Source organism: Cerasicoccus maritimus, from assembly GCA_031296935.1.
Lineage (GTDB): Bacteria > Verrucomicrobiota > Verrucomicrobiia > Opitutales > Cerasicoccaceae > Cerasicoccus > Cerasicoccus maritimus.
The window spans coordinates 85,226-99,760 of record JAVDPD010000013.1; the positions used below are offsets into that span (position 1 = coordinate 85,226).

At 53.3% G+C, this 14,535-nt stretch carries 9 protein-coding genes and 1 tRNA gene; 2 read left to right on the plus strand and 8 right to left on the minus strand.

The features are described 5' to 3' along the window. Positions 1-2 precede the first annotated feature (2 nt). The 5 genes from gcvPB to RBB62_RS10050 form a co-directional block, all read right to left on the minus strand. Positions 3-1,469 (minus strand): aminomethyl-transferring glycine dehydrogenase subunit GcvPB, encoded by a 1,467-nt coding sequence (gene gcvPB / locus RBB62_RS10030; RefSeq protein WP_309398655.1) that lies wholly within the window; start codon positions 1,467-1,469, stop codon positions 3-5. Positions 1,470-1,474: 5 nt separating this feature from the next. Next, positions 1,475-1,855, minus strand: coding sequence for a hypothetical protein (locus RBB62_RS10035; RefSeq protein WP_309398656.1), 381 nt, complete (start codon positions 1,853-1,855; stop codon positions 1,475-1,477). A 268-nt stretch (positions 1,856-2,123) separates the two neighbouring features. Continuing rightward, the gene (gene gcvPA / locus RBB62_RS10040) at positions 2,124-3,491 is read right to left on the minus strand and encodes an aminomethyl-transferring glycine dehydrogenase subunit GcvPA (protein WP_309398657.1); all 1,368 of its coding nucleotides are present in this window, start codon (positions 3,489-3,491) and stop codon (positions 2,124-2,126) included. A gap of 678 nt (positions 3,492-4,169) precedes the next feature. Next, on the minus strand, positions 4,170-4,706 hold the full coding sequence (gene slyD, locus RBB62_RS10045) for a peptidylprolyl isomerase (RefSeq protein ID WP_309398659.1): 537 nt from the start codon (positions 4,704-4,706) through the stop codon (positions 4,170-4,172). A gap of 631 nt (positions 4,707-5,337) precedes the next feature. Beyond that, positions 5,338-5,412, minus strand: a tRNA-Arg gene (locus RBB62_RS10050). A 398-nt stretch (positions 5,413-5,810) separates the two neighbouring features. Here RBB62_RS10050 and RBB62_RS10055 point away from each other — a divergent pair. Then, the gene (locus RBB62_RS10055) at positions 5,811-7,871 is read left to right on the plus strand and encodes an ArnT family glycosyltransferase (protein ID WP_309398660.1); all 2,061 of its coding nucleotides are present in this window, start codon (positions 5,811-5,813) and stop codon (positions 7,869-7,871) included. 94 nt (positions 7,872-7,965) lie between these two features. Here the strand turns inward: RBB62_RS10055 and RBB62_RS10060 are convergent, their stop codons facing one another. Next, positions 7,966-8,922, minus strand: coding sequence for a PEP-CTERM sorting domain-containing protein (locus RBB62_RS10060; RefSeq protein WP_309398661.1), 957 nt, complete (start codon positions 8,920-8,922; stop codon positions 7,966-7,968). Positions 8,923-9,173: 251 nt separating this feature from the next. On the opposite strand from RBB62_RS10060, the gene RBB62_RS10065 reads away from it, so the two are divergent. Next, entirely contained in the window at positions 9,174-10,208 is a 1,035-nt protein-coding gene (locus RBB62_RS10065) for a LacI family DNA-binding transcriptional regulator (RefSeq protein WP_309398663.1), read from the plus strand. Between the two features lie 99 nt (positions 10,209-10,307). Here RBB62_RS10065 and RBB62_RS10070 read toward each other — a convergent pair whose 3' ends face one another. Further along, positions 10,308-11,036, minus strand: a complete 729-nt coding sequence (locus RBB62_RS10070; RefSeq protein WP_309398665.1) for a hypothetical protein — start codon at positions 11,034-11,036, stop codon at positions 10,308-10,310. Continuing rightward, positions 11,024-14,416, minus strand: a complete 3,393-nt coding sequence (locus RBB62_RS10075; protein ID WP_309398667.1) for a hypothetical protein — start codon at positions 14,414-14,416, stop codon at positions 11,024-11,026. The genes RBB62_RS10070 and RBB62_RS10075 overlap by 13 nt, the downstream gene beginning before the upstream one ends. Positions 14,417-14,535 lie beyond the last annotated feature (119 nt).

Sequence of the window (14,535 nt, forward strand, 5' to 3'; positions counted from 1 at the left end):
GCCTACCTCCCCTCCTCTGGATCGTAGATGCTCATCCAGGCAGATTCGTTGTGGATGATCTTCGCGGTCGCGGCGGTGTGCGGGGCGGTCTCGATCATGTAGGGCGCGACCTTGGCTTCGCTGGCGACCTTGCGGAATTGCTCGATCATGAAGTCGAGCGATTCGAGGCTTTCGGTTTCGGTTGGCTCGATGAGCATGGCGTCGTCGAACTCCTCGGCAAAGTGGACGCAGCCCGCGCCCACGAGTGTCGGCGGGTGGACCCCGAAGTCGATCAGGCGCTTCACGAAATCCGCGCCGCGCACGTCGAGGCTGCCGCCGTGCAGCAGGCATTCGTGCATGCAGTTTTGCGGGAACACATTAGGCAGCAAATCCTGCAGCTGGTGCTTGATGTAATTGGCGTTGAGCACGGCGTTTTCAGTCGCCGTTTTCAGGCCGATGGCGCCATTGGCCAGGATGTAGCAATACGCGCGAAGCAGCACCTCGATGTGGCCGAAGTGCGTCTTGACCTTGCCCACGGAATCCGGGCGGTCGTAGTCCGGCATCGGCGCGCCGTCGATCGGGCGGATGACCGGCGTCGGCAAATACGGCTCGAGGAATTTCTTCACACCGCAAGGACCCGCGCCGGGGCCACCTCCACCGTGCGGGGTGGACAGCGTTTTGTGCGTGTTGATGTGGATGACGTCGAAACCCATGTCGCCCGGGCGGATGAGGCCCATGATTGCGTTCAGGTTCGCGCCGTCGTAGTAAAGCAGCGAGCCGTTGTCGTGGATCTTGTTGGCGATGGTTTCGATGTTCTGCTCGAAGAGGCCCAGCGTCGATGGGTTGGTGATCATCAGCCCGGCGACGTTTTCATCGAGCGCGGCCTCGAAGGCGTCGAGGTCCATCATGCCCTCTTTGCTCGTGGCTATGATCTTGCAGGTAAAGCCGCACATCGCCGCGCTGGCCGGATTGGTGCCGTGCGCAGTGTCGGGGATCAGGATGACCTTGCGGTGCGCCTGTCCGATCTTTTCAAAATGCTTCTTCATCACGAGCAGTCCCGTGAACTCGCCATGCGCGCCAGCGGCCGGCTGCAGAGTCACGGCGTCCATCCCGGTGAGCTCGGCAATGTAAGTTTGCAAGTCCCACAGCATCTGCCAAACGCCCTGCATCGAGTCGGCCGGCTGGCGCGGATGCAAACGTCCAAAGCCGTCGAGCATAGCAAGCTTGTCGTTGCGCTTGGGGTTATACTTCATCGTGCACGAACCCAGCGGATACGGCCCGTTATCGACGCCGTGCGCCTGACGCGAGAGGTTCGTGAAGTGCCGCACGACATCGATCTCCGACTGCTCGGGAATGCCGATCGGCTCATCCCGCAGGTCCTCCGCCTCGCAGCAAATGCCCGGATTCTCACCGACCGGAAACTCGTTATCGAACACCGTCGCGCCACTGACGTTCGGACGCGATTTTTTGAAAATAGATTGGGGAGTCATGGTAGCTAAGAATTTAAAATTTCGTTCTCTTCGAGGCCGAGAATCGGGTATCGGCATGCAAGCCAGGAGATACCATCTTCTTTCTGCTTAATATGAAATACATAAAACCCTTTGCTGGGCGCCCCGACGCCACTAAAGGGAGGAAGCCAAAGGATTTGCTTATTGCCTGAACCATTCCAGCCAGCCTTTTGAAACCGGTGCATGAAGTGGTTCAAAAACGCCCCTTTGAGGGACCAACCATCTAAGGCCTCTTCAGCGTCCTCGAAGCTCGTTAAGCGGTCGATCCATTCGAAGAAGTAAACATGGTAGCGAGGAAAATCATCTAACGTTCCGTAATCAACGGTCCAAGGTTCAATCCCTGCCATGAACTCTTTGATTTTCTTCATTTTTTGAGATACGCCTTCCGACGGTAGCGCCCGTTATCCCTAACGGGCAGTTTCAACATGGTGGAAAGGTAGGGACGGTTGCCCTCAACCGTCCGCGTTCCATCCTGCCGGCCAGCGAGACGTGGCGGACGGTTGAGGGCAACCGTCCCTACCCCATGAAAACGTCCGCTGGAGGGCGACGCTCTGTCGTCGCCGTTGTTCGGTGAGGCAATGGGCGGCCACGACAGAGCGTCGCCCTCCAGTATTGCTGTTTCGAAATAGATCATCCCTACAGCGCTGCCGCGAAGCACTCGACCATGCGGTCGAGGTCGGCTTTGGTTTTGGTTTCGGTGACTGCGATGAGCAGTTGGTTGGCTGGCGCCTCGGGATCGAGGTCGGTCACGGCCACGCCGCCGAAGATGCCTTCGTCGCGCAGGGTGGCTAAGACCTCCTTCGCGGGCACGGGCAATTTCAGCAAGACTTCGTTGAAGAACGGGCCGCTGTGGACGCGGGTAACGCCGTCCAGCGACGTGAGTTTGTCCGCGAGGTAATGCGCCTTTTGCACGCAAAGGTCACTGATATTCTTAAAACCGTTTTCGCCGCGGAGCGTCATGTAGATCAGCGCGCGCAGGGCGAGGTTCGCTTGGTTCGAGCAGATGTGGCTGGTGGCGTTGTGGCGGGCCACGTGTTGCTCGCGCTCTTCTTTGACGAGGGCCAGGGCCTCTTCGCCTTTGAGGTCCGAACACTGGCCTACGATGCGACCGGGCAGGTGCATTTCGTATTCGTCCTTGGTCGCGATGATGCCGAGGTAAGGTCCACCGGCGTTGAGGTGCAGGCCGAGCGGTTGGCCTTCGCAGACGGCGATGTCCACGCCGAACTGGCCGGGGTTCTTCGTGATGCCAAACAGCATCGGATAGCTCGCCATCACGTTAAGCGCTTCCGTGCTTTTCACCAGCTTTCCAATGCGCGACATCGGCTCGACAACGCCGTAGCGGTTCGGCGATTGGTAAAGAAACGACGCCGTGTCCCCATCGAGCAATCCGGCCAACGCGGCTTCGTCGATCTGGCCTGTCTCGGCGTTGATCGGCGCGGTGACCAGCTCCACGTCGCGGCCAGCAAGGTAAACGCCGAGCACTTCGCGGTAGTCCGGCCAGAGGCCTTCGCTGACGACCAGCTTACGCTTGCCGGTGATACGGCACGTCATCCAAGCGGACTCCGCCAGTGCGGTGGCGCCGTCGTAAACGGAGCAGTTGACCGCGGGCAGCCCGAGGAACTTACCAAACAGAATTTGAAAGTCGTGCAAGAAACGCAGAATGCCCTGCGCCATCTCCGGCTGGTAAGGCGTGTAGGCGGTCAGGAATTCGCCGCGCGTCGCGATGGCGTCGATGACGGCGGGCACGTGGTGCTCGTAGGCGCCAGCACCGAGAAAACTGAGGGTGTCCATCGTCGTCTCGTTCTCACCGGCGAGGCCGCGCAGGTGGCGCTCCAGCTCCCACTCATTGAGCGCGGGAGGCAGATCGAGCAGCCCTTGCACCCGCAGGTGCTCCGGCACTTCCGTAAAGAGGTCGGCGATGGATTCCTTACCCATCGCTGCGAGCATCTTTTGGCGATCTTCTGCCGTGTGGACGTTGTAACCAGTCAAGATGGCTTCTGACATAAGCGAAAGACCACTTGATTATTAGGGGAAGGTCAAGGTCGGAGCAACACCCCACGGACTCGGCTAATCCTTTGTCATCTACACACAATCAGCCCCAAAAAGCGGCCCGCCGAACAGCGGGCCGTTTTATTTCCGGAACAGCTCATTTCTCTTACCGACGCTTCTCGGCAGAGAACGCACCAAGTCCAGCGCCTCCATAGCTTGGGCGGGGTCTTTGGATGCAAGCAGCTGATCGATACTGTCCTTAAGGACTTTTTTCGTTTCTTGAGAACTGATGAGCCTGCCAGTGTAAATGCCCAATCGACCCGGCGAACCGGAAGCTCCAGTGTCAGCCGACAATCCAATAGATCGCAATCGCGGATTCGACGCTCAACCCTCTCATGAATCTGCAAGCAGCTCTGACCGCAACCGCTACAACGCCACCCCCCTCAGGCTCTAACCTCAACAGAAGATGCTTGTGGCTGAGAAAACGACATGACTACAGGCTGTAGCCTTTCCAAAACAGGGAAAATAGGTCAATCTCCATTCATTGAAGCAGGGTTGAAGCTGGATGGTTCGGTGCCAGAACTTAATCTCTAGCTTCTTCACCGCTTCTTTGCACGACATTCCCTCGTCTTTGACGATGAACCATAAAAAACCGGCGCTAAACGCCGGCTTGGAAAATGGAATATGCTGGGCTTAGCTGCAACCGCAACCACCGGAATGGTTATGGTCATGGTCGTGGCCACCGCCTCCACAACAGCCACCACCTTGGTGAATATGGCCATGAGCGATTTCTTCTTCGGTTGCCTCCCGGAGATCAGCGATGCTTACGCTGAAGTTGAGCGCCATGCCGGCGAGCGGGTGGTTGCCGTCCACGGTTACACTGTCGCCTTCGATCGCAGTGATGCGCACAGCGATGGGGGGACCTTGTTCCGTGCCAGCTTGAAACTGCATGCCAACGGCGAGCTCGTCGATACCCTGAAAGCGATCACGCGGGACGACTTGTGTCAGGGCAGGATTGGGCTCTCCGTAGCCTTCAGCGGCATCGATGCGGACATCCAGCGCTTCGCCCAAGGCTTTGCCTTCAAGGGCTTTTTCGAGTCCGGGGATGATGTTGCCGTGGCCTTGCAGATAGACGAGCGGCGCGCCCGGCTGGGATTGGTCAATGATGTTGCCTGCATCGTCCTTGAGCGTGTAGTTCAGGGAAACAACTGTGTTTGCTGCGATTTGCATTCGTTCGATGGTGCTGGTGGTTCTGGTATCTCGTGAATTGGTCAGCTTCACGGATTATGCACCGGAATGCGAACGTAAAAGTGCTCGATTAATGGGGATGTGGCGAAGCACAGTATGAGTCCGGAGTGACCTTTTCGACTCAGCCTCAGCCTAATGCATTAGATGTCTTGGGCATACTTCTGAGGGAATTTACTTTAGGCCGCGCGGACAAATCAATTCATCACCCAATCAGCTATAGCAGAGAGAGTTACGAATCCCATATTCGAAGAAGATGTTATGTCACACCTTACGTTAACTCTTCTGAACCACTTAATCCTAGCGAAAAAGCTATCTATTCGGCGTCGAAACTTTCCGATTTCTTTGTCGTAATGGATATTATTCAATACTTTCCATTGGAGGGATAACAGCAGTGGCTTTTGCATTTTCAATGAAGTCTCTTATGGCATTGGTATCATAAGCCTTATCGTCTAGGCTACACTGAGAGCGAACCTCTGGCAATGCCCACTTTGTAGTGCAAAGTTCAGATGTGTTGCAGTTTATTCGTGCTTTTGAGCGTATTTTTGCGCACCTATACGCGGTTGAGCTTATTTGCGTTTTTTTACAAAAGCACTGATAGTCAATGATTTATATATGGTGCCCCCACTGGGACTCGAACCCAGATTAACGGTTTAGGAAACCGCGGTTCTATCCATTGAACTATGGGGACAAACCTTTCTATACCAATTGGTTATGTAAGAATTTCGACGGCGAAATTTGGCCATTGCAACCCGAAAGTGTAACCCGGGAGCTTTTAGGGCATGCCTGAGCCCGGAAAATCGAGTCAATCCACGTTCCAAAAGGTTGCTGAATGCCTGTATCGTCACGAAACATCGGGCACTTACTATGCGTTGGTAAAAAATCACGGCAAGCAAATCCGCAGGGCCTTATAAACCAAAGATCGGAAGCTCGCGGACCGTCGTTTAAGGGACTGCGTCCCCAACGATTACGGTGGCCATAGGCTCTCCCGACATACGCATATCAATTATTTCAGCTCACAAACAGAGAATTTAAAACCTATAGAAACCTCCTGAGTTTCCATTTGCTATTCCGTATTTACCGACAACCATGCCAGCGATGAAAGTCGGTATAGAAAGAATCTGTGTCATGCTGCTCCTCGGTGGCTATTTTCTCATGGCGCTATATGGCGTTTCGAGTAAATCAATGACCTATGACGAAGGCATCCACTTAATTGGTGGTTACTCCTTTTGGACACTCGACGACTTCCGACTGCACCCTGAGAACGGCCAGCTGTCTCAACGCATGGCATCCGTTCCTATGCTAACAATGGACACGCCCGCAATTCCTACGGATCACTACTCGTGGGCCAACAGAGATGGCTGGAGCGCCCAAGCACATTATTTCTATGACCTGCAAACTGAACCAATCTGGCTAATCTTTTGCGGACGTGTCGTTATCATACTCATAACAGCCCTAATCGGCCTGCTGTCTTACATCTACGCCAAGCGCTTATTTGGCATATGCGGTGGCTTCATTACACTTGTTCTCTTTTGTTGCTTTCCGGAAATATTGGCCCACGGCAGTCTCATCACTTCGGACATGCTTGGTGCTGGGACCTTCCTCCTCTCCTTGTTTGCGCTTGGGCTGGTTTTGGAAAAACTGACTTTGCTGAGAATATGTCTGCTGGGCATTGGCGCTGGGCTACTTTGCGTATCCAAAAACCACGCTGCTCTGCTAGCGCCAGTGGCCAGCATCTCATTGATCCTGGTTACGATACTTAAGCCGGATTACTTAATCGTCTGGCGAAGTAAGGGGCATCGGGCACGGGGCTACCTAAAAACTTTTGGCATGCGACTGAGTGCCCTGACCGTTGCGGCAATCTTGGCATGGACTGTATTATGGGCCTGCTACGGCTTTCGCTTTGAAACCTATAATCCAGAGCTGCCTGCCCCTAACGCTAACTGGGATTGGGATTACGTGCTTCCTGCTGAAAAAATCAGCGCCGATCTGATACGCTTTACCCTAAACCATAAACTACTGCCGGAAGCCTTTCTCTATGGCGTTGCGCAGAACTTGCAGAACAGCCATATACGCCCTTCTTTCTTGATGGGCGAGTATTCGTTCACCGGCTTTCATGCATTCTTCCCACTCGCTCTACTCTTCAAGAGCCCCATCGCATTGATCGCTTTAACTCTCCTGGGCATACTCTGTCTCTTTATTTGGCTCAAACGATCCGGCAAAGATCTGTTACAGAAGGAGCAACAGGTAACGAGGATGATCCTGACAATTCCGCTGGTAATCTTCATACTGGTTTACGGCAGTGTCGCAATAAACAGCTCACTAAATTTGGGGCTGCGCTATATGTTGCCCGTCATACTATGCGGACTAGTCCTCATCGGAGGAATGGCTATCCTGTGGCGCCGCAATAGAGTCGGCCAGATCGCGATTGCATCATTATTGACCCTGTATGTATTTGAAAGCGCCACCGCTTACCCTAATTATTTATCGTTCTTCAATATTGCAGTTGGAGGCTCTCAAAACGGTTACAAGCTGCTAGTCGATAGCTCACTGGATTGGGGCCAGGACCTCGGTGCACTGAGTGATTGGCTCGCAGAAAACAATGCGGCTCCCAATGAAATCCCGGTCTATCTAGGTTGCCTGGGCACTGAAAATCCCGAATACCTTGGCATCGATGCGCGCTATCTATTTTCGGCAGGCTATCAGTTGTATTATTCATACAATATGCCTCGCCTGGAACCTGGCTATTACGTAATGAGCGCCACGATCCTACAAGGTCCTTATCAGACAGTTTCTCGCCCCTGGACCGAAGAGCAAAACCAACTCTACCTGCACTCAATCCGAGAGCTAGCCCGACTCTTTAACGGCGTAAGCAGTATGCAATTACTCCTCGATAAGATTGCCCAGAACAACCCTCAGCATTGGCTAAAAGTCCTAAGGTCCTACGAGCAGCTAAGAGACGAACGACTGCGGCTATACCTGATTGAACAGGAGCCAGTTGCACGCATCAACAATTCTATTTTTGTCTACCGACTTGACGAGCAAGACTTGGTTAACGCAGTAATCTACCCACAAATTGGCTTTCCCGAAAAGTTTCCACTCCGGCAATTCAAACAACAAATTGAACGTTCAGCGAACAGTCATTCTTGATTCGATTGAATGCGGGGAAATGAAGCGCCCTTTCCTTTCGTGCGTAGAGGGATAGAACTGATACCCAAGCCCTACCGGCAAGCGGTCGAGCTAATCAGCATCGATTTGCCTTACTTTGACGGCGACGTATCACGCAGCCAAGAATGCCCAGAGAAAGGAATAACGCATACATGCCTGGCTCTGGGACTGACGTCAGCGTCAAGGTGTCACCGGAAAAAGTGAAGTAGTCGGCAAAGTCCCCACTATTGCTGCCAGCAACCGTCAGCTTGCCAGCCGCCCATTGCGATATCCAAGTGGCCTCGTCTGGCGCACTGGCTCCAGCAACTGTGATACTGCTCCCCACCGAATCTGCTTCGAAATCGAAGTTAAACTCCGTGAAGCGACCTGTCGTATTCGCAGCCACAATAGAGTTCACGCCGCTGCCCATAGTGATCTGGCCATAACCAGTATCCGGGTTCGCCCCATACTGCAGGAGGCTGACATCGAGCGTGCCGCCATTTTGAATAGTCAACAACGGATTCACGACGCCGTTAAGCGCGTAAAGGTAAGTGCCAAACGTAGCGGTAACGCCGTCAATGAGCATGCTGCCATCGCGTTGGTTATTTGTCGTTAAGGGCATGCTGACAGTGCTGTAAATGTTAAGCGTAGCCGCTGTTCCGACGAATCGAATGGAGCCGGCGCCAACACTTGCGGTAAAAGAGCCGCCGTCTACATTCATCGTCGATCCATTGAGAATGAAGATGTTCGAAGTAGCCAAGTCAAACGTGCCGCCATTGAGGTTATAAACGCCGCCTGAGAAATTCTTGGCAGCTGTTACATCCCAGGTTACGGTATTCCCAGTCTGGGTGACATTGGAAGAGAACGAGTTGTCAATGGACACGGCGGGACCTGTGCCGGTGATGAAGCCATCATTTCCCGAAATGTCTGGCGTGCCCGCGGTCCAATTCGTGCTCGTAGAAAACACGCTGTCCGTCGCGCCAGTCCATGTAGTTTGAGCAAAGGCAATAGAAGGTAGCGCCAACGCGCAGACCAGCAGAGGATTGATTTTCATATGATGCATAGGGTATGGTGTGTGTGGAGTTCTGGGTTATAAATGGAATCTTATCCACAAGAGCATGCGCTTCAAGCAGCAAAGGATGTAACAAAATACACCACTGGCGACCGCGCGTTTAGCCACATCCTTGGATCGCTAGGCATTCTCAGCAACCACAAGTCCACACCGATACATTGAGCGAAACTTGACTCCCGCCTAGGCATCGAGAAAATACCCACATTACTCCCCCTGATTCATTTGAGAAAAACGTGACTCAGCGTGACATCGCCAAAAAACTCGGCGTAAGTGTCGCGACCGTTTCACGTGCATTGCGGACGGACCCCAAAACCGCGCCCGAAACCATTAAGAAGATCAAAGACGCCGCGGAGAAAATGGGCTACCGGCCCGACCCCGGGTTTCAGGTTTTGATTGAGCGACGCTGGCGCGGACGTCGCTCCAACGACGGACTGAACATCAGCTACGTTTTCGACAGCAAGGATCTCACGGAAACCGACGAGCTTGAGTACAAGCGCTATCGGGAAGCTGCGCTGACTCTTGGCTACACGCTCATCCCCGAAGACTTGCGCGACTACCCAAGCATCCAAAAACTCATGCAGCGCATGGACGCCAAGGGCGTCAGCGGCGCCGTGTTATCCTACATCTCCGAAGCGCCATACGACATCGCCGACTTGTTGAAAAACTTTGCCGCAGTGAGCATCAACGTATCGGCAACACAACCCGACTGCCCCATCGTTATGCACGATGAGTTTATGGCAATCGAACAAATCTGGCGGCGGCTCAAGCGCGACGGCTATCAGCGCATCGGCGTGCTGCTCGAGGACTACCCCGAGTCCTTTACCATGAACCAGCGCCTCGGTGCCGTGCTTTGCCGACATCATCGCGAAAACAATCCAGACAAGCTCATTCCCATTCAGTTTTGTAATTTCCGCAACCACACGCAGCATACGTCTGTAGGAGAATGGGTAGAGCGCTATCGGCCGGATGTCGTCGTTGGCGACACGCATCACCATTACGAAACGCTAGCGTTGCTAGGCTACACCATGCCCAAAGATTTTGCCTACCTGACCATCAACATGTGGGACCCGAATTACGCTGGCCAAATCGCCGGTTACTTCCGGGACAACGTCATCCTGCTACGTCGCAGTTTGCAGCTACTCAATTTGATGATCCGCTCCAGCAGTCATGGCTCCGATCAATCTGACCTCATCGAAATGGTAAATGGCGAATGGCTAGACGGCGAAAGTCTGCCCACACTGAATCAAAGCCTGTCGCTTCGCTCATAAACCCAACGCACTGGCCAATAGCGTGAAGGTCATTTGCAGCTGGTGAAGCGTAAGCAATTTTTTTGAAAAGCGGAACGTTATCTTTCGCTGCAACGATTTTCAGAGAATCACATTTCGCATAAACCAACGGCGATCATTGTCACTGAGCGTGAACAAAAAATAGACACCGCTGACGTCTGGCTGCATGCGCCATTTACGACGGTAGACCAGCTTGTAATCGTCGTCGTCCTTCAGCGCTAACTGCACTGGAAGCGTTAAGTTTTTAATGCCGGATACTGGCACACTAACCGGTGCCAAAGGTCGAAGGTTGTAGATTTCCCCACCCGCTTTCAACACGAGCTCTTCCATCGAAAGATTGTAAACCAGAATTGTTCCAGCTGGCACGTTTTGCTCAGAAGTGTTAATCGCAATGGCGCGGCTCTTTTGCTCGCCGACGCTGGCGGTGGTCACTACGATAATTGACCGCTCCCATTCCCGTCCGAAGTTCACGTTGATGACCGGCGTGTAAATCGGCCCGTCTTCAGAATCTCTACGCGCGTAGAGACTAAACTGCGTGGGTCCGGAGTACGCGTAAGTAGGCGAAAGCGTCGTTTGGTTAATCGCAATTGGCTCATAGCCATCGGCTCCGATGAAATACAAGTCGGGCAGCTCGTGTGCTGGGCGCGCATTTGCCAATGTACCAGAGGACACCTGCTTGCGCGCACTGAACACCATCACCTGAAACTCCACCGAGCAGGCATCTTGCACCCCTTGAGCTTGTGCCAATTGCCCCAGGCAGAGCGCCGCGCCCAACATCAGCCATGCAGTAACTTTGCTTAGTCGATCCATTGGAAATCTATGATGCGAAACTGTCGCCCAAAGGTTAGATTAATCTCGGTCAAGTCCTGCTCTTCATCGGTCGCCGCATTCAAAGGGTCGACGAATTCCGCCACTCGCTGAACCGTCGCCTTACAGCGCGCGATGGATTGAGTTTCCCCTGTCAGTGCGTTAATCGACTCGCCGTAGGCATGAATGACAAAGGTGTCCGAACGTACGCTCATCACCGGGCCAATCACATCGAGCAAGTCCAGTTGGGTGAGGTAGCCGGTTGCGCCAGTGGCACGATCACCCAAGCTCGCATCGATATCCATTTCGCGGTAAAACTCCTGTAAGTCGGGTTCAGCCAGTTTGTAGTTTTCGTCGTTGAATCGCGAACTCCCTGTAGCCGACACCGCATTAACCTCAGACAAATCAATCGCCGCCTGCAAGGCGCCCACCATCATCGCGCGCCTACCTTCCTCGCCCGATGCTGCGTAGGCCGCCTCGCGGGTAGATTGGTAATTGGCTGAGTCCAACACACGATTCACAAAATGCGAAAGGGAAATGAATGGACCGCGTTCCTTAACCTGCGTAACGATGGCCTCCGCCAAGCGTTCGATATCATCATCAGTTAGAGCGAGAAAGCCATTATAAACCGCGTCATCGAGTGTGTTGCGATCCACCGCAGTGGGTTCACCATCGGGCATGGCCACGCGGAGAAAAGGCGTCGTCGCGGCATCGTCGTATTCACCGACACGGCTTTCCACCGCTGCATGCTTTGCACTGCAAAGTAATGCCGACCAGGCACGCACAGAAGTAGAGTTTACATTGAAGGCGCCCTTCACGTAAAGACCGGCCGCCGAGGTCGCGAATCCCAGGTCAAAGTCGTCTGTCAAAGAGTGCCGAGCATTGTGGCTGCTATCATCCGCAGCGTTATAAGCCGAGAAGAAATAGCCATCCCACAAAGCGTCGTTGAGCAAGTAAGACACATCGTAGTGATAGTAACCGGCAGGATCCGGATTACTATCGGGCCAAGTGCTGCGAGACGTTTGGCCAGCAGGAATGCGCGGATCCTGTAACGAGTTGCCGATTGCATATGCCGGCCAGGTGTTCTGGACGTTGTAAGTCTTGTAAGGATGGCTGTAGAATTTACTCGAGTTGATGAACGGCTGCGTAAGATTCGCGTGGGCAAGGTCTGCAACAGAAAGGAAGAAGCTGTCGTCCGTAGGCGCTTCATAGAGAATAAAACCGCCGTCGGTAATGGCGCTGGGATCGTCCGTATAGCTGAAGTTCACTCGCTCATCGCCATGATTGTAGCTGAAGTAGGAGTTGTTCGCGGGCAGGCCATAATACCAGTGGTAGTTTTCAGTGTTGCCAAAGTAGCTTGGATTAAAGGCGAAGTCGCTGCCCTGGTTATTACCGTAGTCCACCTGCTCCAGCGGAGTTTTACTGCTGCGTGGCGCGCGTGGATTGTAGTTCGCTATCGTGCGTACGTAGGGCATTATTTCACGCTGAGCATCCGTAAGGTCGTCGTTGTTATTCACCTCGGCATAGTTGCTGGGCAACTTGAGATGCATGTAAGCTCCGGCAGCGGGGAACGTCGCTAAATTGTAATTGGTATGCCCGGCAATGATCGGCTGATTTGCTTCTGCGGAGCTGATGAGCGAACTGTCCGTCGCAGGCCAGAGAATATTCCCCTGCCCACCGCCTCCTGAGCCAGTCACAAAATAATTCTGCCCCGAAACATGCTGAAGCAGCACATTGTTTTCCGCGTTGGCGATCGACTCACGCGCCAGGCGAATGCGCAGGTAGTTAGCAGACATCATCCGCAGGCCGAACTGATCGATCTGCTGCTCCGCGCCCAGCAAATCCAACGTAAACGGCGTCACATCTTCGTAGTAAAAATATTCACCGTCGTAGAACCCCACTTCCAGCGGCATTGGCGTGGCAGGATTCGAATCCATCTTCGAAATCGAGCTTGGCGAAAACACCAGCGCTTCGCCTGGCTCAATCACCGGGCTTACCAATTCGAAGCGCAGCGGATCACTCGTATTGGGAAATACATCACTCTCCTTGTAGTAAGAAACTTGGCCATTGTTTGGATTCGTATAGGTAACGGTGTCCGGTCGACCGTCATCTTCTTTCAGATAGATACGCGGCTGGATTTCCATCGTCATCCCCTCAGCGCCATTGTAGGTATTAATATCGGTAACTTTGACAAAGTAGGTCTCAGACGCGATTGGCTGATCGTATGGATTCCACAAAACAACAATTGGAAACAGGCACAAGCGTGGCTGATACTGCCCGGATCCAATGCTATACATGATTAGGTGATGATGAAGCGAAAACTGAGCAATCACCGGGTAAACGCCGGACTGCGCATCCGTTGGCTCGCGGGATTCCAGCTCTCCATCGTCGTTAAGGCGTTGGGTGTAATACGAGCGTAGCTGCTCCCAAAGAGGTCCACCAGGATCTTTGTCGTTCGCCACCCCACCTTGCGCATCAAACACCTGAGTGCTACCATGATCCGCGATTAAATCCTGAAAATCCTCGGTGTCTTCAAAAGCTGCCGTGAGATCTTTTTTGAACCCGCCATCGCGTACATTGACCAGCAACCCACGTGTTTCACCCGTGATGTCATGCGCGTAATCCTCCAAAATGGAATCATCGGTATTCAGCACAATAGGCAATTCAGACAAGGTGGTCGTTGCCCCCAGCTGTGACTGCCCGATCTCCAGATCAGTAATCAAGGCACCAATGCCATCAATGGATGCTGCGTTCATGACTGACGGATTTCGCGCATCCAAATTATTCGCGCGACGTACATCTTCCGGCGTCAGCGAAACATTGGCCTTCAATCCTTCATCCGAAATCCAGTAGGCATATTTTCCCTTCAGTGCCCCCTCACTGTAGATGTCCTCCTTGGGCAAGATGACCGCCGTACCGTCCAAATCGTCGTCCGCCATCAGGATTTCATCATCGGCTAAGCTACTCGCCGAACGTCCCAAGTATGGCTCCAATACAGCCAACTCTCCATTATTGGGCAAGCTGACCAACCATTTGAGCACGCTACGATCTTTAATCTCCTGTTGAGTCTGATCGTCACTCAGGCTGAATGCTTCGTCATCCGGATCGCTCGACCATACACCCGTCCAGTAAGGCGCGTCGTCAGCTAGAATATCCGCTCGAGCCGTGATACGCTGATCTGGCCCGGCCAGTTTCTGCAACTCTCCCAACGCCTGCACCAAGGCAAACTGTGCATTGCTTCGTGCCTCCGCATCGATTCGCTGAACAGAAGACGCATTTGACTCCACCATCAAAGTTGTGGATAACGACAAAAGCAGCATGACCATGAAGGCCATCAACACGAGGGCGATAACGAGCGCAAAGCCTGGATTCTTATTCTTCAAAAGGGTATGCCGAATGGGTTAATCAATCAACGATTGGACTCCATTCATCGCCTTTTGAAGGCCATTTGTAAAACGAGCAGACATGTAACAATATGCAGACTCGTTGCAGAGACCGAAGT

Bases quoted from the DNA above. Each gene is read 5' to 3' on its own strand.
- RBB62_RS10035 (WP_309398656.1), bottom strand. From the start codon at position 1,855: ATGAAGAAAATCAAAGAGTTCATGGCAGGGATTGAACCTTGGACCGTT.
- slyD (WP_309398659.1), bottom strand. From the start codon at position 4,706: ATGCAAATCGCAGCAAACACAGTTGTTTCCCTGAACTACACGCTCAAG.
- RBB62_RS10055 (WP_309398660.1), top strand. From the start codon at position 5,811: ATGCCAGCGATGAAAGTCGGTATAGAAAGAATCTGTGTCATGCTGCTC.
- gcvPA (WP_309398657.1), bottom strand. From the start codon at position 3,491: ATGTCAGAAGCCATCTTGACTGGTTACAACGTCCACACGGCAGAAGAT.
- RBB62_RS10060 (WP_309398661.1), bottom strand. From the start codon at position 8,922: ATGAAAATCAATCCTCTGCTGGTCTGCGCGTTGGCGCTACCTTCTATT.
- RBB62_RS10070 (WP_309398665.1), bottom strand. From the start codon at position 11,036: ATGGATCGACTAAGCAAAGTTACTGCATGGCTGATGTTGGGCGCGGCG.
- gcvPB (WP_309398655.1), bottom strand. From the start codon at position 1,469: ATGACTCCCCAATCTATTTTCAAAAAATCGCGTCCGAACGTCAGTGGC.